Source organism: Dyadobacter sp. HNCC25DJ184 (genome assembly GCF_056895215.1).
The window spans coordinates 159228-179127 of sequence record NZ_JBXHAQ010000004.1 but is presented as its reverse complement, the minus strand read 5'-3'; the positions used below and the strand labels follow the sequence as shown (position 1 = coordinate 179127).

17 protein-coding genes and 1 tRNA gene are annotated in these 19900 nt (G+C 41.6%); all 18 read left to right on the top strand.

Annotated elements, in window-relative coordinates; translation table 11 throughout:
* The first annotated feature begins 1 nt into the window (after window position 1).
* Entirely contained in the window at window positions 2-979 is a 978-nt protein-coding gene (locus AC1XUD_RS07720; RefSeq protein ID WP_483360394.1) for a radical SAM protein, read from the top strand.
* A 241-nt stretch (window positions 980-1220) separates the two neighbouring features.
* Window positions 1221-1679 (top strand): SsrA-binding protein SmpB, encoded by a 459-nt coding sequence (smpB, locus tag AC1XUD_RS07715; protein WP_483360393.1) that lies wholly within the window; start codon window positions 1221-1223, stop codon window positions 1677-1679.
* Window positions 1680-1814: 135 nt separating this feature from the next.
* Window positions 1815-2324, top strand: coding sequence for an HNH endonuclease (locus tag AC1XUD_RS07710; RefSeq protein ID WP_483360392.1), 510 nt, complete (start codon window positions 1815-1817; stop codon window positions 2322-2324).
* Window positions 2325-2525: 201 nt separating this feature from the next.
* A complete protein-coding gene (gene rpsA / locus AC1XUD_RS07705) occupies window positions 2526-4352 on the top strand; it encodes a 30S ribosomal protein S1 (protein WP_483360391.1) in 1827 nt (608 codons plus the stop codon).
* Window positions 4353-4424: 72 nt separating this feature from the next.
* Window positions 4425-4495: transfer RNA gene (locus AC1XUD_RS07700), tRNA-Cys, on the top strand.
* Between the two features lie 271 nt (window positions 4496-4766).
* Entirely contained in the window at window positions 4767-6044 is a 1278-nt protein-coding gene (locus AC1XUD_RS07695) for a c-type cytochrome (RefSeq protein WP_483360390.1), read from the top strand.
* A 48-nt stretch (window positions 6045-6092) separates the two neighbouring features.
* Window positions 6093-9176, top strand: coding sequence for a TAT-variant-translocated molybdopterin oxidoreductase (locus AC1XUD_RS07690; RefSeq protein WP_483360389.1), 3084 nt, complete (start codon window positions 6093-6095; stop codon window positions 9174-9176).
* Between the two features lie 56 nt (window positions 9177-9232).
* Window positions 9233-10657, top strand: a complete 1425-nt coding sequence (nrfD, locus tag AC1XUD_RS07685) for an NrfD/PsrC family molybdoenzyme membrane anchor subunit (RefSeq protein WP_483360388.1) — start codon at window positions 9233-9235, stop codon at window positions 10655-10657.
* A 40-nt stretch (window positions 10658-10697) separates the two neighbouring features.
* Window positions 10698-11228, top strand: coding sequence for a DUF3341 domain-containing protein (locus AC1XUD_RS07680; RefSeq protein WP_483360387.1), 531 nt, complete (start codon window positions 10698-10700; stop codon window positions 11226-11228).
* Window positions 11229-11240: 12 nt separating this feature from the next.
* Window positions 11241-11849 carry a c-type cytochrome gene (locus tag AC1XUD_RS07675; protein ID WP_483360608.1) on the top strand — a complete coding sequence of 203 codons (609 nt, stop codon included), beginning with the start codon at window positions 11241-11243 and terminating at the stop codon, window positions 11847-11849.
* A gap of 37 nt (window positions 11850-11886) precedes the next feature.
* Window positions 11887-13233, top strand: coding sequence for a quinol:cytochrome C oxidoreductase (locus tag AC1XUD_RS07670; protein WP_483360386.1), 1347 nt, complete (start codon window positions 11887-11889; stop codon window positions 13231-13233).
* 21 nt (window positions 13234-13254) lie between these two features.
* Window positions 13255-14364, top strand: coding sequence for a cytochrome c oxidase subunit II (locus AC1XUD_RS07665; protein WP_483360385.1), 1110 nt, complete (start codon window positions 13255-13257; stop codon window positions 14362-14364).
* A 27-nt stretch (window positions 14365-14391) separates the two neighbouring features.
* A complete protein-coding gene (locus tag AC1XUD_RS07660) occupies window positions 14392-16269 on the top strand; it encodes a cytochrome c oxidase subunit I (RefSeq protein WP_483360384.1) in 1878 nt (625 codons plus the stop codon).
* Window positions 16247-17254: a COX15/CtaA family protein gene (locus tag AC1XUD_RS07655; protein WP_483360383.1), complete on the top strand. Its 1008-nt coding sequence runs from the start codon at window positions 16247-16249 to the stop codon at window positions 17252-17254. Before AC1XUD_RS07660 ends, AC1XUD_RS07655 begins: the two co-directional genes overlap by 23 nt.
* Before the next feature lie 5 nt (window positions 17255-17259).
* Window positions 17260-18150: a heme o synthase gene (gene cyoE, locus AC1XUD_RS07650; protein WP_483360382.1), complete on the top strand. Its 891-nt coding sequence runs from the start codon at window positions 17260-17262 to the stop codon at window positions 18148-18150.
* Window positions 18151-18167: 17 nt separating this feature from the next.
* Window positions 18168-18755 carry a cytochrome c oxidase subunit 3 gene (locus AC1XUD_RS07645; RefSeq protein ID WP_483360381.1) on the top strand — a complete coding sequence of 196 codons (588 nt, stop codon included), beginning with the start codon at window positions 18168-18170 and terminating at the stop codon, window positions 18753-18755.
* A gap of 13 nt (window positions 18756-18768) precedes the next feature.
* Entirely contained in the window at window positions 18769-19539 is a 771-nt protein-coding gene (locus AC1XUD_RS07640) for a cytochrome c oxidase subunit 3 (RefSeq protein WP_483360380.1), read from the top strand.
* A 28-nt stretch (window positions 19540-19567) separates the two neighbouring features.
* Complete coding sequence (locus AC1XUD_RS07635; protein WP_483360379.1) at window positions 19568-19897, top strand: cytochrome C oxidase subunit IV family protein; 330 nt, start codon at window positions 19568-19570, stop codon at window positions 19895-19897.
* The last annotated feature ends 3 nt before the right edge of the window (window positions 19898-19900 follow it).

The window sequence follows — 19900 nt, the reverse complement described above, 5'->3', positions numbered from 1 at the left end:
TATGCGTCTGGTTCATCATCCCATTTTGTGCAATTACTATGTGACTTATCGCTGCAACGCCTCATGTAGTTTTTGTGATATCTGGGATAAACCATCGCCATACATTACCCTTGAAAATTTCGAAGAGAATCTGGTCGATCTGAAAAGACTGGGCGTTAAGGTAATTGACTTTACTGGCGGCGAGCCTTTACTTCACCGTCAACTCGATGACCTGCTTCGGATTTCCAAAGAGCACGGAATGATCACCACCGTGACGAGTAACGGACTGCTATATCCAAAATATGCAGAACGGCTACGTGGACTGATTGATATGCTTCACTTTTCGCTGGATTCACCTGATGCCGAAGAGCACAATATCTCAAGAGGCGTAAAATGCTTTGATAAGGTGATGGAATCAATTGAAATCGCTAAGGGTTTTGGAGAAAGGCCGGATATTATCTTCACGGTTATGGAAGATAATGTAGGCAAGATCCGGCAACTTTGGGAAGAGATATGCATCCCAAATGATTTGCTTTTAATTTTGAACCCTGTCTTTGAGTACAATGGTGTCGGCGGAAATTTGACGAAATCAGCGCTTGACGAAATGATGTGGTGGGCCAAGCAGAAAAATGTTTATCTCAACGAAGCATTCGTGCAGTTGAGATTGGATGGGGGCAATCATGTCGAAGATCCTGTTTGTAAGGCAGCGAGCACTACGATCGTGATATCTCCGGAAAACAAGTTAGTATTACCATGTTATCATTTGGGTCTAAAGGATTTCCCTATTGATGGACAGCTATTTGACCTTTATCATTCCGACGAGGTACAAAAACTGGTAGCACTCGAAGGAAAGTTGCCTGCATGTGAAGGATGCGCGATCAATTGTTATATGCAACCCTCTTTTGCCGTGGAGATGAACAGGTATTGGTGGAAAGCTCTCCCGAGTACCATCAAGTATAACCGAATAAAAGGCACGTGGAAACAGTTGATTAAATTTTAAGCATTTCCATGATCTTTTAGCGTTAAAATTGTCTTAGCAATTTTGATTAAACTTCACTTCAGCTATTCTTCTTGTAGTTTGTTGACTAAGAATTTACCAGGACGAAGTCTCGCTGAGATTTACGGAATGAGTGCTATCGCGATGTCTGATCTGAGAAATCGTTGGGGAATGACTTTTCGAGGCCTGATTTTGATAACTAAATAACTATAAATTTACCGACTGGAATTAAAGTACATATATAATGGCCGAAAAGCTGAATAAAGAGGTTAACATCAAGAACAAGCGAGCATCGTTCGAGTTTTTCTTTTTGGATGAATATACAGCCGGAATTGCGCTGACCGGCACCGAAATAAAATCAATACGGCAAGGTAAAGTGAATTTTCAGGACGCTTATTGCCTGTTTATGGATGAAGAACTCTATCTAAGAAGTCTTCATATTTCTCCGTATACAGAAGGCACGCACTACAACCACGATCCGATGAGAGATCGGAAATTGCTTTTAAAGAAACGTGAGCTGCGGAAACTGGCAGAGAGCATCAAGGATCAGGGTCTGACAATTATCCCGGTGAGGATGTTTAGCAATGACCGCGGACTTGTTAAATTACACATCGCGTTGGCCAAAGGGAAAAAGCTGTACGACAAAAGAGACTCGATAAAAGAACGTGATATAAAAAGAGAAGTGGATAGAATGAATTTTTGACGATGTGCAATTGCACTCCTTTTTTTTGAATATCGAATATCCTAAAACTAATAAATTTCTTATAAATGCATTGGTGGTGAGTATTTTATTAGGCAAAATTTCCTATATTGTCGGAACGAATTACCTAAAAAACTCATGGGTAAAGTACTGGTTCTTAATCAAGATTATAGTGCGCTGAGTGTTTGCACCGTACCGAAAGCGTTTTTACTAGTTTATATGAATAAGGCGGAAATGCTTGCAGAATCGCAAATGCATTACCTCAGGACCGTCAGCAATGAGTTTCCCATGCCCGTTGTTATCCGCCTTAACCGATATATAAATCTTCCATATCGAGGTGTTGTGATGACAAGGCATAATCTCTTCAAGCGGGACGGGAACCGCTGTCAGTATTGCGGAACCCACGATCATCTCACGCTTGACCATGTTTTGCCCAAATCCCGGGGAGGAAAAACAAACTGGGACAATCTCACCACCGCCTGCAAACGTTGCAACTCCCGCAAAGGCGATTTAACTCCGGAAGAAGCCGGAATGCACTTGAAACAACGACCGTTTCGCCCATCTTTCCTCATGTTTATCAGAGATTTTTCCGGATTGGCCGCTGATGAATGGCTTCCCTACCTTGGCACAAAGGAGCGTCGGTGCTAAATTGTAATAGCCTTCGATTATCTCCTCATTTTCAGCGAATCCTGGCTGAATAGTCCCCTAAATTACTTTTTTAGAAAAAGTGGAAAATTGTCTTAAAATCATGTACCTTTGCGGTCTGATTTTTAAAAAGCAATTGTTAAACTTATTTTCAACCTTTTAGCTCGTAGGTTGATGTACTTGAAAGAGCGATAATTCCTATATATGTCAAAGGAAAAAAACATTCAGGCGCTCCCGGATTTCGATTGGGAAAAGGCAGAAGACAAAGGTTTCGGTACAGGTTATTCATCTGCTGACCGCGATCGTTTTGAACAAATGTATGAAACAACACTTTCTCCGGTTCAGGAAAAAGAAGTTGTTAAAGGTGTTGTTGTTGGAATTACCGATCGTGAAGTAATTCTTAACATCGGTTTCAAATCAGATGGTATCGTTTCTTCAAACGAATTCCGCGATCTGCCAGGTTTGAAAATTGGTGACGAAGTTGAAGTATACGTAGAAAACCAGGAAGACGCTCAAGGACAGCTTGTTCTTTCACGTAAGAAAGCGAAGGTAATTACTGCATGGGATAACATCCAGAAATCTTTCGACGAAGATGTGGTAATCGACGCAAACGTAAAGAGAAGAACCAAAGGTGGTCTTATCGTAGATATTTTTGGAATCGAGGCTTTTTTGCCAGGTTCTCAAATAGATGTTAAACCTATCCGTGATTTCGACATTTTTGTTGGAAAGCGTATGGAGGTTAAAGTTGTGAAGATTAATTACGCAAACGATAACGTAGTAGTTTCTCACAAAATTTTGATCGAAAAAGATCTTGAAGCGCAACGTCAGCAAATACTTAACAACCTTGAGAAAGGTCAGGTACTTGAAGGTGTTATCAAAAACATGACCAACTTCGGTGTATTCATCGACCTTGGAGGTGTTGATGGTTTGTTGCACATCACTGATATTTCATGGGGACGTATCAACCACCCATCAGATCTTCTGTCATTGGATCAGAAGCTGAACGTGGTTGTTCTTGATTTCGACGAAGAGAAAAAACGTATCTCTCTTGGCTTGAAACAACTTCAGTCTCACCCATGGGATTCACTTGACGAAGCTATCCAGGTAGGATCGAAAGTTACAGGTCGCATTGTAAATGTAGCTGACTACGGTGCTTTCCTTGAAATTAAGCCAGGTGTTGAAGGCTTGATCCACGTATCTGAAATGTCATGGTCTCAGCACCTGCGCAATCCTCAGGAGTTTATGAACGTAAACGACGAGATCAGCGCAGTAGTTTTGACTTTGGATCGTCAGGAACGCAAAATGTCTCTTGGTATCAAACAACTTACCGAAGATCCTTGGACTCAAACTTCTCTTAAAGAAAAGTATGCAATCGGAACACGTCATAAAGGTGTGGTTCGTAACCTTACCAACTTTGGTTTGTTCATCGAGCTTGAAGAAGGAATCGACGGTCTGGTACACGTTTCAGATCTATCTTGGACTAAGAAAATTAAACACCCATCGGATTTCGTGAAAGTGAATGACGAACTTGAAGTTGTAGTTCTTGAACTTGACGCGGACAACCGTCGTTTGGCTCTTGGCCACAAACAACTTGAAGAAAATCCTTGGGATACTTTCGAATCAATCTTCGAAGTAGGTTCTGTTCACCGTTGTACAGTAGTTGCAAAAGGTGATAAATTCGCAACACTTGAGTTACCGTACGGTATCGAAGGTATAGCTGCTGTTAAAAACCTTGCTAAGGAAGACGGAACGTTTGCAGAGATAGGTGAAAGCCTTGACTTCACAGTTCTTGAATTCTTGAAAGAAGAGAAGAAGATTGTTCTTACGCACTCAAAAGTGAAAGCTGCGGTAGCTGAGGAGAAAAAGGATGAGAAGAAAGCACCTGTTGCTAAGGCAGTTGAGCCGGCGAAGGAAGTTGAAAAATCTACTTTTGGAGACCTAAGCGTTCTTTCAGCTTTGAAAGAGCAGTTTGAAGAAAGTGAAAAGAAAGGAAAAAAAGTGACTAAAAAAGATGGCGAAAGCGCTGAATAGTCAAATAATATAGTACTTTTGCACCGGATTTAGCAGGCTGGTTCTAAAAAACCACCTGCTAAATTTCAAATTGGTTCCGTGGCCGAGTGGCTAGGCAGAGGTCTGCAAAACCTTGTACAGCGGTTCGAATCCGCTCGGAACCTCTTAGATTAATTATAATTCCTGAAACTGATTTTAGTCATAGGAAATTATTTATAAATGCCATTTGTAGGACCTTTTTAAGGTTTTTCAAATGGCATTTTTCTGTTAATACGCTGGATAAGAATGAATAAATTGCAAAATTCGAAATTTTCTAAAATTCCCAAATTAGAAATATTATAAATAAGAAGCGTCATCAAAATATCACTAAAATACTTTTGCGGATAAAGAATCGTAAGCTAGTTTTGTCTGTTGAAGAATAATGCATAGTTTATTATGAATATACCATTCCGAGAAGACTCTAAGTTAACTCCTTTCTTAAAGTGTTCGAAATCGTTAATTGCATTCGTTTTAGCGATCTTTCTTAGTGCACCTCTTTTAGTGAATGCACAAGACAGCACAGCAACAGCGGCTGCCTCAGGCGGTGGAGATACTGCAAAAGGTGAAAAGATTTTTAAAGAGAACTGCGCTTCATGTCACGCTCCGACCGACGAACGAGTGGTTGGGCCAGGCTTGAAAGGAGCCACTTCCAGAAACAATATTGCATGGCTTGTGAAGTGGGTTCACAACTCACAGGCTATGGTTGCTTCCGGCGATCCTTATGCAGTTAAGATTTACAACGAGTATTCTAAAACTCCAATGACAAGTTTCCCAAGCTTGTCAGAAGACGATATCAAAGCGATATTCGCTTATGTCGACAACGCAGCAACTGCTGCTCCTGCGGCAGCAACGCCCGCAGCTGCAGGTGCGGTGACAACAGCATCTTCAAGTGGTCCTTCTGATCTATTCATGATCGTTTTGGTTGCTTTGGTATTGGTTATGTTACTGGTACTTGGTGTTCTGGTAGTAATCGTTTCAATATTGAGCAAAGCGGTAAGTGGCAAACCAGAGGATGCTACCCAAGTTGATGCGATGACTGGCTTTGGCAACTCATTCAAGTCATTCATTACTGATCCTGCCATTAGGTCTGCAACCGTCTGGGTGTTTGTGCTTTTAGTATTAAAGCTTACTATTGATGGTGCGTATAGTGTTGGTGTTCAGCAAGGTTATGCTCCAAAACAGCCAATTTCATTTTCGCACAAACTTCATGCGGGAGAATATAAAATAGACTGTAATTACTGTCACACGGGTGTGAACAGAGGTAAATCTGCACATATTCCATCTGCGAATATTTGTATGAATTGCCACGGTGTTATCAAAAAGGAATCACCTGAAATTCAGAAGATATACACTTCAATCGAGAATAATCAGCCTATTGAATGGGTTAGAGTTCACAACCTTCCTGATCTTGCTTATTTCAACCATGCACAACACGTTAACGTAGGTGGGTTGGAATGCCAGAACTGTCACGGTGAGGTCGAAAAAATGGAAGTGATTGAGCAACGCTCCTCTCTTACAATGGGATGGTGTATTGACTGTCACCGCAAAACGGATGTTAATACTAAGGGTAATGCGTATTACGACAAGTTGGTACAATTGCATGCTTCCGAAAGCAAAGAGGCGCTGAAAGTAGCGGACATCGGCGGTTTGGAATGTTCTAAGTGCCACTATTAATTCAAGAATTAGATACCGGAATACAACTCATTTGTATTGAATATTTTTATGAAAAATACTGATAAAAGATACTGGAGGGGGCTGGAAGAGCTGAGAAATGACGAGAAGTTCGTAAAGGATGCGTCATCTGAGTTTGGAAATGCTCCAATTGAAACCCAGTACGAAAGTTTGGTGGACGGCACAGGGTCAAATCGTCGGGATTTCCTTAAAGTTCTCGGCTTTGGTATGGCTGCTGTTTCTTTGGCAGCTTGTGAGACTCCGGTTAAAAACGCTCTTCCTTACGTAAATAAACCAGAAGGTGAATTTCCTACAATTTCAAACTGGTATGCTTCAACATACTCAGAAGGAGGAGATTACGCAAGTATTCTGGTTAAAACAAGAGAAGGCAGGCCGATCAAAATTGAAGGAAATTCCCTTTCTACTTTTTCATCCGGCGTAAGTGCAAGAGTTCACGCATCTCTTCTCGGCTTATATGATAATGAAAAACTAAGAGGCCCCAAAAAAGGCGAAGATACTAAGGTTAGCTGGGAGCAGATTGATAAAGAGGTGGCTGAGCAATTGGCGCAGGTGGCAGCAAAAGGAGGCAATATTCGTATTCTTTCAAATACAATTCTTAGTCCTTCAACAAAGTCAGTATTTGCTGATTTTGCGGCTAAGTATCCTACTACAAAGGTTGTTACATATGATGCAAATTCGTCATATGCAATTGTAAAAGGTAACGAACTTTCTTTTGGAAAGGCAGTTATACCTTCATACGATTTTAGCAAAGCGAAATTGGTTGTTGGCATCGATGCAGATTTCTTGGGAACCTGGATCGCTCCAGAACTCTTCTCAAATCAATTTGCTGTAACACGTATCTTGGGAAGCGGTAAAGAAGGGAAGAAAGATATGTCCCGCCTTTATCAGTTTGAAACGACGCTTTCTCTAACCGGGTCAAACGCGGATTACCGTACTTCCGTTAAACCTTCTCAGCTTGGTCTTGTTGTTACTTCACTATATAATAAGGTGGCGGCGAAACTTGGTGGAAAAGCTATTGCATCGGCAGCTGTTGAAATTGCCAATCTCGACAAAGCAGCAGCTGATCTGGTAGCAGCGAAAGGAAGTGCTTTGGTTGTTTCCGGCATTAACGATCCTTCGGTTCAGGTTGTTGTAAATGCTCTGAATAGTTTATTGGGATCATATAGTTCAACTATTGATTTAGACAATCCTCTTTATCTTCGTCAGGGAAATGACATCGCAATGAATGAGTTCATTGACGAAGTGAAAGGCGGGAAAGTGGATGCGTTGTTCGTTTATGGAGCTAATCCGGTGTACGATCACGCCCGCGGTGCTGAATTGGTTGCGGCGTTACCAAAAATTGGATTAAGTGTTGCATTCAATGACAGAGCTGACGAAACATCTTCTTTGGTAAAATATATCTGTCCGGCTCCTCATTATCTTGAGTCTTGGAATGATGCACAACCAAAAGCAGGTTCATTCAGTTTGACTCAACCAGCTATAAGTCTGATTTTTAATACACGTCAGGCACAATCAAGCTTATTGAAATGGGCTGGAGCTCCTTCAGATTTCCACGCATATATTAAATCTTACTGGAGTAAAAACATATTTAATCAGGTTGGTTCTTTTGAACAATTCTGGGTTAAATCACTTTGTGACGGTGTTTATGCTGTTCCGGTTACAGCTTCAACAGGCGCTAGTTTCACGGGCAATGTTGATGAAGCGGCTTTAAGCATAGCAAAAAATTACAAAGCTTCTTCTTCTGGAATCGAACTTTCTCTTTATGAGAAAGTGGGTATCGGAACGGGAGCTTTGGCAAACAATCCTTGGTTACAGGAATTCCCTGAGCCAGTTTCTAAAGCTTGTTGGGACAATTACGCATGTATTGCTCAAAAGACTGCAACCGAGCAAGGTTTGAAGCAAGGTGATGTTATCAAAATTACGCTTAACGGCAAAACTGTTGAAGTACCTGTACTGATCCAGCCAGGTCAGGCGCAAGGTACTGTTTCTGTTGCGATTGGTTACGGCCGTGAAAAGGCTGGTAAATCAGCGAACGGTGTAGGTAAAAACTTATATCCATTCGCGAAGTATAGCAATGGGTTTCTTTCTTTAACTCCTGGTGATGTTACAATCAGCAAAACCGGTGATACGAGAGAGATCGCTCAGACTCAAACTCACAGTACTGTAATGAACAGAAAGTCTGTTCTTCAGGATACAGTACTTTCTCATTTCCAGAAAGATCCGTTAGCAGGAAGGTTTATCCCGGAAATTCCAACTTCTGAGGGTAAGGTCGACGCGACAGATTTGTCTCTTTGGAATGGGCACCAATATAAGAATCACTCATGGGGTCTGGTTGTAGACCTTAATACATGCTTTGGCTGCGGATCTTGTGTGGTAAGCTGCCAGGCTGAAAACAATATTCCGGTTGTAGGTCGTCAGGAAATCATCAATGCTCGGGAAATGCACTGGATTCGTATTGACCGCTATTATAGCAGTGATGCGGATGTAGAAGATTTGCGTGGTTTGGAAATTGCTTCGGAGAATCCGGAGGTTACGTTCCAACCCATGATGTGTCAGCATTGCAACAACGCACCATGTGAAACTGTTTGTCCGGTTCTTGCAACTACTCACAGTTCTGAGGGGCTAAACCAGATGACATATAACCGTTGTGTTGGTACTCGTTACTGTGCTAACAACTGTCCTTATAAAGTACGTCGTTTCAACTGGTTCAAATACTTCGATAACGACAACTTCGATTACGCTTTCAATAACGACCTTGGCAAAATGGTCATCAATCCTGATGTTACTGTTCGTTCACGTGGGGTTATTGAAAAATGCTCAATGTGCGTGCACCTGATCCAGGAAGCAAAACTTAAAGCCAAGAAAGAAAGAAGAAGAGTTATGGACGGTGATGTTTCTGTTGTCTGCGGAAGCTCATGCCCTACTAACGCCATTACTTTTGGTGATATGAATGATCCTGAGAGTAAAATTTCTAAACTTCTGGCCGAAGAAAGAGAAGGAAGAGCATTCCATATGCTAGAGGAAATCAATGTAAGACCACAAGTTTCTTACCTTACCAAGGTTAGAAATAAGGATGTTGCGGAAAAGGCTGAAGCAAAAAAGGAACACGCCTGATTTCCACAGAAACAAGAATTTATTTGAAGATTTAAATCATTATAAATTATAGTAGTATGCATGTTACTTCACCCGTAAGAACACCCCTGATTCAAGGTGGTAAAACATATGCAGATGTAACGGAGGATATATGCCGGCATGTAGAAGGTGCGCCAACCAAGGAATGGAAAATTGCCTTTGGCCTGTCCCTCATCGTGTTAGCGTATGGTTCGTACTGTCTTGCATGGACCTGGTGGGAAGGTTTGGGCGTATGGGGTTTGAATAAAACAGTAGGTTGGGCCTGGGATATCACCAACTTTGTATGGTGGGTAGGTATCGGTCACGCCGGAACGCTTATCTCAGCTATCCTTTTACTTTTCCGTCAGAAGTGGAGAACGTCTATTAACCGTGCAGCAGAAGCGATGACGATTTTTGCCGTACTCTGTGCAGCGTCGTTTATCTTAATGCACATGGGTCGTCCTTGGATGGCTTACTGGGCACTTCCTCTTCCAAATGCATTTGGTTCACTTTGGGTTAACTTTAACTCTCCACTTGTTTGGGACGTATTTGCGATCAGTACCTATTTCTCGGTATCATTGGTTTTCTGGTATATCGGTTTAATTCCTGATTTGGCAACGATACGTGACCGCGCAACCAGCAAAGTTTCTAAACTTATTTACGGAACATTTGCAATGGGCTGGGACGGATCAGCAAAAACGTGGTCTCGTTACGAATATATCAGCTTAATTCTGGCTGGTCTTTCAACACCACTTGTACTTTCTGTGCACACGATTGTAAGTATGGACTTCGCTACCTCGGTTATACCGGGATGGCACACAACTATCTTTCCTCCATACTTCGTGGCAGGTGCGATTTTCTCAGGATTTGCGATGGTTCAAAACCTAATGTTGATTACAAGGGTAGTTTATCGCCTTGAAGACTATATCACATTGGAACACATTGAAACCATGAATAAAGTAATCACGCTAACAGGTTCTGTTGTGGGTGTTGCTTATATTACTGAATTCTTTATTGCATGGTATGGCGGTGTAGAATATGAATATTACGCATTTTTCAACCGTATGACTGGTCCTTACTGGTGGGCATATTGGGCTATGATGACATGTAATGTTATTTCTCCACAGTTGTTCTGGTCGCGCAAATTACGTCGTAGCATCACATTCACATTCTTTATCTCAGTTGTTGTGAATATCGGTATGTGGTTCGAACGTTTTGTAATTATTGTTACATCTCTTCACCGCGATTACCTTCCTTCAAGCTGGGCGATGTTCTCTCCAACTCGCTATGATATAGGGGATTACATTTTCTCATTCGGATTGTTCTTTACTTTGTTCCTTCTGTTCTCAAAATATCTTCCAGTTATAAACATGGCGGAAGTGAAGGCAGTAATACGGTCTACGTCAGCAGATTTACCTAGGAAAATTGCTGGGGTAGCTAAGGTGAGAGCGGAAGCTCCGGTTTACGACAAGGACAAAGAGTAAAGTTTGGGTTTTAGAAAAGCGCATTTAATATTAGTATAAAATGGCAGAGTTAACTGGCAAATATTTAGTAGGTGTATATGATGACGATGATACCGTCATGCACGCCGTTCCTAAGTTAAGGAAAGCAGGAGTAAAGATTGAAGAAGTGTATTCTCCTTTTCCGGTACACGGGTTAGACGAAGCACTTGGTCATCCACGGACGAGAATAGGTATTGCTGCCTTTTTGTTCGGATTAACCGGATGTTGTGTCGCTTTGACTTTAATGATTTGGACAATGGGTATTGACTGGCCGATGATCGTTGGTGGTAAGGATCCAATTTCCATCCCAAACTATATACCAATTACATTTGAGTTAACTGTGTTGTTTACTGCGTTTGGTATGGTAACAACTTTCTTTATCTCAAATGGCCTGGGACCAGCCACGCACTTTCACGAAAGATTTGATGCGCGTTCCACGGACAACAAATTCGTTATGGCCATTAATATGGGAAGTAACGCGATGAGTGAGGAAGATATTTCAAGAGCACTTAAAGACACTGGTGCTGAAGAAGTCAACATCAAACAATTTTAAAGTGCTGTAATGATGAGATTAAGAGATTTATATAAGCTTATTGGTATACCGGCGATGTTATTAGTTGTTGCTTCTTCTTGTAAGAAGGATCCTAGTAACCCTGGTAAGGAATATGCCCCTAATATGTATCTGCCTGTAGGATATGAGCCTTACAAACAGGAAAAACCGAATCCGGTAAATCCAATGGGTTTGACGATGAGACTTCCTGTTCAAGGAACTATCGCCCGTAGAAATTACAATACCAAATTCGGTGAAGGCGACTCAGCAAAAGTGGATTTGATGGTTTACAATATTCCTGCAGACAGCATTGCTATTTCAGAAAGAGTATTAAAAAACCCAATTCCTTTAACTGAGCAGTCTTTGGCAGAAGGAAAGGTATTGTTCGAAAGATATTGCCAGCACTGTCATGGTGCAACTGGGGCAGGAGATGGTAAAGTAGCGGCGATGTATAAAGGTGTTCCTAACTACGCAAGCGACGCATATAAGACGATGAATGATGGACATATCTTTCACGTAATCACTTATGGAAAAGCCAGAATGTGGCCTCACGGTTCACAGGTTAATCCGGAAGAAAGATGGAAGATTGTGCATTATGTGCATCAATTGCAAAAAGGATCATAGTACATATTTGATAACTGAGATTTAATAAAATTTAATAATGGCATCAGCACATTCGATTCCTTCAATTGAAGAACGGTTTGAATTCACTTCAGGGGCAAAAAGGAACCTGATGATCGGAGGCGCCGTAGGTGTTGCTCTTATTCTTGTTGGAGCGTATTTAGCCGCAAATGGCGGTGGTGGGCATGAAGTGGCTGCACATGGTGCGGAACACGCTGCGGCTGCTGGTCACGCGGCAGCTGAGGGTCACGGAGCCGCACATGAAGCTGCGGCTGGTCATCATGCGAAACCTTGGACCGCTCGTATCTGGGCTAATCTTTGGGTTAATGGAGTTTATTTTACAGGGATGGCTGTTGTCGGGATGTTTTTCCTTTCTTACAACTACCTGGCGCAGGCTGGATGGTCAACAGTATTTAAAAGAGTACCTGAAGCTTTACCAGCATTTTTGCCTGTAACAGGAGCTGTATTACTTATTACCTTTATTTTTGGAGGTCACGATCTTTTTCACTGGACGCACGAAGGTCTTTACCAGCCGGGTGCTGAATATGACGCTATCATCGCCGGGAAAAAGGGATACCTTAATACACCGTTCTTTATAGGAAGACTTGTATTCTACTTTGCCATATGGTATGGTTTGTGGAAGGTAATTCGTAACCTATCACTTCAGGAAGACGAAATCGGTGGAACAGAGTTCTATGAAAAATCAATCAGGTTCGGTACTGCTTTCCTTGTTGTGTTTGGTGTTACATCCTCAACATCTGCCTGGGATTTCGTGATGTCAATCGATACACACTGGTTTAGCACTATGTTCGGTTGGTATACTCTTGCTAGTTGGCACGTAGCCGGATTGGCCGTGATTACTTTAACAGTCGTAATGCTTCGTGAAAGAGGTTATTTGAGAGCTGTTAACAAAAGCCACCTACGCGACTTGGGTAAATTTGTATTTGCATTCAGTATTTTCTGGACTTATGTGTGGTTTGCTCAATTCCTTTTGATCTACTATGCTAACTTACCGGAAGAAACGATCTACTTTATCGAGAGATTCAGAGGGTATGACGGATATTTTAAGGCACCTTTCTTCATCACGCTTTTTCTTAATTTCTTCTTTCCGTTTCTGGTATTGATGACGAGAGATGCAAAATATACGCACTCAATATTGAAGGTTGCTTGCTGGAGTGTGATTGTAGGGCATTATATGGATTTTTATACCAATATTATGCCCGGTACCGTGGGTTCCGGAGCGTCATTTGGTCCGTTGGAATGGGGCTTCTTTGTATTGTTTTTGTGTGCTTTTACCTGGTCGATAGCAGCTCAACTTGAGAAGGCTAATTTGATTCCGAGAAATCATCCAATGTTGGAAGAATCTTTGCATCACGACATCGCTTAATCGCCTAACCGTAAAATTGACATGTATTATATTATCGCATTAATTGCTCTTGTCTTCATCGTTCTTACAGGAATAGTAATATCCCGTTTGCAAGATGTATTGAAATCTGTAAAACAGTCGGATGCTTCTGATGCAGAACCATCTGGTAATAAAGTTAATGGAGCACTCTTTCTTGTCATCTTGGTAGGTGGAGCTGTTTCAATAACCTGGTCGTATTTGCACGCGCGGGAATATTTTCTTCCAATTGCTTCTTCTATTCACGGAAGACGTACCGATGACCTTTTCTGGTTCTCAATGGGGATATTGACCTTGCCTTTCATTTTGGTGAACTTCTTGATATTCTTCTTCTCGTGGAAATATCAGTATAAGAAAGGAAACAAAGCGTCATTCTATCCGGAGAACCATAAGCTTGAATTGATCTGGACAATTATTCCTGCCATCGTAATGGCGATGCTTGTATTCACAGGATGGAAGGCATGGTCGGATATTACTGCTGACGCTCCAAGAGATGCGGAGGTTATTGAAATCACAGGTAAGCAATTTAACTGGATCACCCGTTATTCAGGTGTGAAAGATAACAAATTGGGTACTTACAACTATAAGATGATCGACGCTCAGAACGAAGTGGGTATAGACTTATCTGACGAAAATTCATTCGATGATTTTATGGGGCCTGCGAGCGGAATACATATTCCTGTTAATAAGCCTGTATTGTTGAAGATCAGAGCGAGAGATGTGTTGCACAGCGTATACATTCCTCATATGCGAGTTAAAATGGATGCAGTTCCTGGTATGCCAACTAAATTCTGGTTTGTTGCTGACAAAAGCACAGCAGAAATGAGGGCAGAACTTAACGATCCTAACTTTAACTATGAACTTGTTTGTACCGAGATTTGTGGAATGGGTCACTTCTCGATGGGTACTAAGTTAATCGTTGACGATGAGGCGACTTATAAGAAATGGTGCGCAGAACAGCAGCCTTTTCTTACAACTTATCCTGAGTATCTGGCCAAAGTGCCTGATAACTTAAAGGCAAAAGCAATGAAGTTTATCCCGGCTGGAAGCGCAGCTCCCGCAGATAGCTCAACTGCTTCGAATTCGGTGGGTGCGGGATCTTCTAGTCTACGCTAATTTTTCAATACAAAACATTAAAGATATATGTCAGCTATCGAAGGAATCGAAACTGTTCAACACGATCATTCAGAGGGGCACGAACATCACGAACAAAATTTCTGGCAGAAATACGTATTTTGTGAGGATCATAAGATAATTGCAAAACAGTACCTGATTACCGGTATTATCTGGGCGGTAATCGGGATTTCAATGTCAGTAGTTTTTAGGATACAATTGGGTATGCCTGATTCAAACCTGTCTTGGTTGAAACCAGTTCTTGGTCAGTGGATCAGTGATTCGGGAAAATTAGACCCTAATTTCTACCTGGCTTTGGTAACAATGCACGGTACCATCATGGTATTCTTTGTATTAACTGCAGGTCTCAGTGGAACATTTAGTAATTTCCTTATCCCACTCCAGATTGGTGCAAGGGATATGGCGTCGGGCTTTATGAATATGTTGTCATACTGGTTTTTCTTTGTTGCCAGTATCATCATGTTTGCATCGATATTTCTGCAAGCCGGTCCAGCTGCCGGTGGCTGGGTAATTTATCCGCCATTGAGTGCACTTCCTCAGGCTCACCCCGGGTCAGGAGCAGGTATGACTCTCTGGCTGGCAAGTATGGCTTTGTTTATTGTATCTCAATTGTTAGGAGGTATCAACTATATTACGACCATCATTAACCTGAGAACGCGCGGGATGTCATTCGACCGTCTACCGCTTACAATCTGGTCCTTTCTTATTACTGCTGTTTTGGGATTGATTTCATTCCCTGTTCTTTTCTCATCAGTTTTACTTTTGATTTTTGACAGGCATTTCGGAACAAGCTTTTATCTTTCTGAAATCTATATTAATGGAGAAGCGTTGCCAAACGTAGGAGGTAGTCCGATTTTGTTCCAACATTTATTCTGGTTCCTTGGCCACCCTGAGGTGTATATCGTTTTGCTTCCAGCACTAGGTATTACTTCTGAAGTAATCGCAACTAACGCTCGTAAACCAATTTTTGGATATCGGGCCATGATCGCGTCCATGCTAGGGATTGCATTCCTTGCATTTATCGTTTGGGCTCACCATATGTTCGTAACTGGTATGAATCCGTTCCTTGGGTCGGTATTTATGTTCCTGACTCTGATCATTGCGGTACCTTCTGCGGTTAAAGGATTTAATTACATCACTACGTTATGGAGAGGAAATATCGTATTCACTCCGGGTATGTTGTTCTCCATCGGTCTGGTTTCTCTTTTCGTCTCTGGTGGATTAACCGGTATTATTCTTGGTAACAGTGCCCTGGATATCCAGCTTCACGATACTTACTTCGTAGTTGCTCACTTTCACTTGGTAATGGGTGCGGCGTCGGCATTCGGATTATTTGCGGGGGTTTACCATTGGTTCCCTAAAATGTTTGGTAAGATGATGAACACAACCCTTGGTCAGATTCACTTCTGGTTTACTTTCCTGGGTGTGTATCTTGTTTTCATCCCGATGCATTACGTGGGTATAGCAGGTTTCCCAAGAAGATATTACGCATTCACAAGCTACGATTTCACGCATAAGTTTATGGATATGAATATGTTCATTTCTATTGCGGCTATCCTGACGTTCTTTGCCCAGTTTATCTTCCTTTGGAACTTCTTCTATAGCATATTTAAAGGTAAAAAATCTCCGCAAAATCCATGGAGATCAAACACATTGGAATGGACGGCGCCAATTATGCCAGGCCATGGTAACTGGGAAGGAGACCTTCCTCCTGTATACCGCTGGTCATATGACTACAGCAAGCCAGGTGCTCCTGAAGATTTCATTCCTCAGAACATTCCATACTCTCAAACATTGGAGTCTAATTTCCCGCATGAGAATGAGTTGATCTCATTGGAGAAAACAATAGAGGCTCAGAATTTTAATGACCAGTTCAAATCACATTGATATTAAAGCCAGTCGCCGATTCAAGCGACTGGCTTTAAATACAGTTATTACTCTTTACTTGCTGATTATAGCAGGTGGAGTAGTAAGAAGTACTGGTTCCGGAATGGGTTGCCCCGACTGGCCGAAATGTTTTGGACGCTGGATTCCACCAACAGAAGTGTCACAGTTGCCGCATGATTATAAAGAAATGTACGGCGCGAAGTTGAGGGGAGAGATTGAATTTAACCCGATCAAAACCTGGACGGAATATGTGAACAGGTTATTGGGGGCCTTTACCGGCATCATGATTTTGCTCACATTTATTGCCTCGTTGCCTTACTTCAACATAAATCGTAAGGTAGTTTGGGCCTCTTTGGCGGCATTGCTTCTGGTTGGTTTTCAAGGATGGCTCGGGGCCAAAGTGGTAAGTTTTGAGTTGCATCCTGTGATTGTAACTTTGCATATGCTTCTCGCGATTGTGATAGTGTTTATAGCATTGTATGCCTATATCGTTGTCAGTAGGATTGAAGTGGCAGGCAAAAGCGAAACGAAAGGAGTTGGACGGAATCTTGGGTTGATCGTCTTATTAATTACTCTTTTACAAGTCCTTTTAGGTACGCAGGTAAGGGAGAACATAGATGAGGTTGTGAAAGCTCTTGGCTATGAAGCCAGAAATACATGGATTGATCATTTGGGACTAAGATTTTATGTCCATAGATCTTTTTCAATTATAGTATTAGGGCTAAATCTTTATTGGTTAAGTTTAATATATAGAGTGAAGGGGGTGTCGCCCGTTGTTTTGAATTGTGTAAAAGGGTGTATCGCAGTTCTTATTCTCGAAATATTGACGGGAGTAGTTATGGCTTATTTCGGTGTTCCACCGTACGCTCAGCCGATGCATCTTACATTGGGAATACTGTTGCTAGGACTTCAATTTGTAATACAATTATTATTGAATCCTGGAAGAAGCACAAGGTTGAGGAGAGTTGAGTTGATTGAAAATTGATTGTAATGACATCACAAGATAGTTATATTAGTTTTTCGAGGCCCCTGGAAGGTATAAAGGTTTTATTTGAATTACTCAAATTTCGCCTGGCTTCTCTCATAGCGTTTTCTGGAGCTATGGGTTATTGTCTTGGGGCAACAAACGTTGATTATACGACTTTAACTTTATTTGTAATTGCATCAATTGGTATCACTGGATCCGCTAATATTATCAATCAGATTCTGGAAAGGGAGTCGGATAAATTGATGAAAAGGACATGTGACAGGCCATTACCGAGCGGTCGAATTACAGTAGAACAAGCGATTTTTTGGTCGCTGATATTGGGTGTGGGTTCGTTAACAATATTTCTTTTTGTCTTTAATCTGAGCACAGCACTTATTTCACTGTTATCTCTGATTTTATACGGTTTTGTATACACTCCGTTAAAGAAAGTAGGGCCTATCGCAGTATTTGTAGGTGCGTTTCCAGGAGCATTTCCTCCGATGATCGGATGGGTTGCTGCAACCAACCATTTCGGTTTGGAACCTGGAATTTTGTTTGCGATTCAGTTTTTTTGGCAGTTTCCACACTTCTGGGCGATAGCCTGGGTATTGGATTCTGACTACAAAAAAGCCGGATTTAAGTTGTTGCCAGCAAATGGATTGAAAGATTCGGATACGACGTTGCAGATCATGATTTATACATTGTTCCTATTGCCAATTGGATGGTTGCCATATAAGCTGGGGATGACAGGTATTAATTCAGCATTTGTTGCAACTGTTTTTGGAGTGTTGTTTTTGGCGCAAACGTTTCATTTAATGAGATCGTGTACTGACAAGACCGCGAGACAGTTGATGTTTGGTTCGTTTATATATCTTCCAATCGTGCAGATTGCTTTTTTGTTGGATAAATTGTGAAATTGATTTTTTGAGAAATGGAGAAGATTCAACAGTACAATGAAGTGAAGGAGCCTCAGGCTACGCTGTCTATGGATCCCATGAAGTTCACCTTGTGGCTTTTTGTGGTGACGATAGTAATGCTTTTTGCTTCGCAGACTAGTGCTTATCTGGTAAGAAGAGCCGAAGGGAATTGGTTGGAATTTGAAATGCCAAAGATTTTTTGGTACAGCACAGGGGTTTTGGTATTGAGTAGTATATGTATGCAATACGCATATGCAATGGCAAAAAAAGACCAGTTTGACCGTTTGAAAATGGCAATTTCTGTTACATTTGTGCTTGGCTTAACTTTCCTCTATATGCAATTTCAGGGGTGGAAGGAATTGGTAGGCATGAATGTATACTTTGTAGGAAATCCATCCGGTTCATTCTTTTATGTTTTTACGGGATTGCATGGGTTTCACATAATCAGTGGTCTGATTGTGATGTTATTTGCACTGACGGCCGCATTCAAGCTTAAATTGCACGCTAAAAATCTAAGACAGATCCAGATATGTGTTACATACTGGCAATTTTTGGACATTCTTTGGGTTTACTTATTTGTTTTTTTATTGACCTTTAATTGATTATTATTTACCAATGGCAGCACATGTAACAACTCCTGGTGCAATCGAACCCAAAATGTGGATGGGCGGAATTGAGCCTATGAAAGCAAGTTACGGCAAATTGATGATGTGGTTTTTCCTCATCTCTGATACCTTTACCTTTTCTGCTTTGCTTGTAGCTTACGGGTATCAAAGATTTAGTTTCCCGTCTTTCGTGGGGGAAACAGCTAACTTCACATTTTCGAATTTGTGGTGGCCTATACCAGAAAAGGTATATGAAGCCGTACCATTTCTGCACGGCGTATCTCTTCCATTGGTATTTGTAGGAATCATGACATTCGTTCTCATCGCGAGTAGCGTAACTATGGTTCTGGCGGTGGAAGCGGGGCACAGAATGGATCGTGCGAACGTTGAGAAATATATGCTTTGGACCATTATAGGAGGGTTTGCTTTCCTAGGTTGCCAGGCTTGGGAGTGGTCGCACTTTATCCATGGTACTGATGCCGGAACTGTGATGAAAGTATTTGAAAACGGCGGATGGATCGAAAAAACAGTGCATGGTGCTAATCTCACAGAGAACCAATACGGCCCTGCTGCTTTTGCAGACTTCTTCTTCTTTATCACAGGTTTTCACGGAACTCACGTTTTTAGTGGGGTCATTCTTAACATTTTGATATTTTTCCGTGCAGCGACCGGCTTTTATGATAGAAGAGGTAGCTACGAGATGGTTGAGAAAGTGGGATTGTACTGGCACTTTGTAGATTTGGTGTGGGTATTTGTGTTTACTTTCTTCTATTTGGTTTAATTAATTAGCATTCTCTAGTAATATAGTTATGGCAGACGCGCATCACCTACATCATGATGATCCCAACGCTGGGGCAGAGCAAAGAAAAGCAATCTGGAAAACATTTTGGATTCTGTTGGGTATCACTACCCTTGAATTTATCATTGCATTTACGATGCACCACGGAATTCTTAGAATTTCGATATTCGTAGTAATGACAATCGTAAAAGCATTCTACATTGTAGGTGAATTTATGCACTTAAAGCACGAAACGAAAGGTTTGATCTGGTCCATATTAGTGCCGATCATATTCGTTGCATGGCTGATCCTGGCACTCCTTCTGGAAGGACATGCGATATTCGAAGCGATATTTGGATAGGTT

What these genes read in the sequence shown, in the direction of transcription:
- AC1XUD_RS07720 (WP_483360394.1), top strand. Translation starts at nt 2, where the DNA reads ATGCGTCTGGTTCATCATCCCATTTTGTGCAATTACTATGTGACTTAT.
- smpB (WP_483360393.1), top strand. Translation starts at nt 1,221, where the DNA reads ATGGCCGAAAAGCTGAATAAAGAGGTTAACATCAAGAACAAGCGAGCA.
- AC1XUD_RS07710 (WP_483360392.1), top strand. Translation starts at nt 1,815, where the DNA reads ATGGGTAAAGTACTGGTTCTTAATCAAGATTATAGTGCGCTGAGTGTT.
- rpsA (WP_483360391.1), top strand. Translation starts at nt 2,526, where the DNA reads ATGTCAAAGGAAAAAAACATTCAGGCGCTCCCGGATTTCGATTGGGAA.
- AC1XUD_RS07695 (WP_483360390.1), top strand. Translation starts at nt 4,767, where the DNA reads ATGAATATACCATTCCGAGAAGACTCTAAGTTAACTCCTTTCTTAAAG.
- AC1XUD_RS07690 (WP_483360389.1), top strand. Translation starts at nt 6,093, where the DNA reads ATGAAAAATACTGATAAAAGATACTGGAGGGGGCTGGAAGAGCTGAGA.
- nrfD (WP_483360388.1), top strand. Translation starts at nt 9,233, where the DNA reads ATGCATGTTACTTCACCCGTAAGAACACCCCTGATTCAAGGTGGTAAA.
- AC1XUD_RS07680 (WP_483360387.1), top strand. Translation starts at nt 10,698, where the DNA reads ATGGCAGAGTTAACTGGCAAATATTTAGTAGGTGTATATGATGACGAT.
- AC1XUD_RS07675 (WP_483360608.1), top strand. Translation starts at nt 11,241, where the DNA reads ATGAGATTAAGAGATTTATATAAGCTTATTGGTATACCGGCGATGTTA.
- AC1XUD_RS07670 (WP_483360386.1), top strand. Translation starts at nt 11,887, where the DNA reads ATGGCATCAGCACATTCGATTCCTTCAATTGAAGAACGGTTTGAATTC.
- AC1XUD_RS07665 (WP_483360385.1), top strand. Translation starts at nt 13,255, where the DNA reads ATGTATTATATTATCGCATTAATTGCTCTTGTCTTCATCGTTCTTACA.
- AC1XUD_RS07660 (WP_483360384.1), top strand. Translation starts at nt 14,392, where the DNA reads ATGTCAGCTATCGAAGGAATCGAAACTGTTCAACACGATCATTCAGAG.
- AC1XUD_RS07655 (WP_483360383.1), top strand. Translation starts at nt 16,247, where the DNA reads ATGACCAGTTCAAATCACATTGATATTAAAGCCAGTCGCCGATTCAAG.
- cyoE (WP_483360382.1), top strand. Translation starts at nt 17,260, where the DNA reads ATGACATCACAAGATAGTTATATTAGTTTTTCGAGGCCCCTGGAAGGT.
- AC1XUD_RS07645 (WP_483360381.1), top strand. Translation starts at nt 18,168, where the DNA reads ATGGAGAAGATTCAACAGTACAATGAAGTGAAGGAGCCTCAGGCTACG.
- AC1XUD_RS07640 (WP_483360380.1), top strand. Translation starts at nt 18,769, where the DNA reads ATGGCAGCACATGTAACAACTCCTGGTGCAATCGAACCCAAAATGTGG.
- AC1XUD_RS07635 (WP_483360379.1), top strand. Translation starts at nt 19,568, where the DNA reads ATGGCAGACGCGCATCACCTACATCATGATGATCCCAACGCTGGGGCA.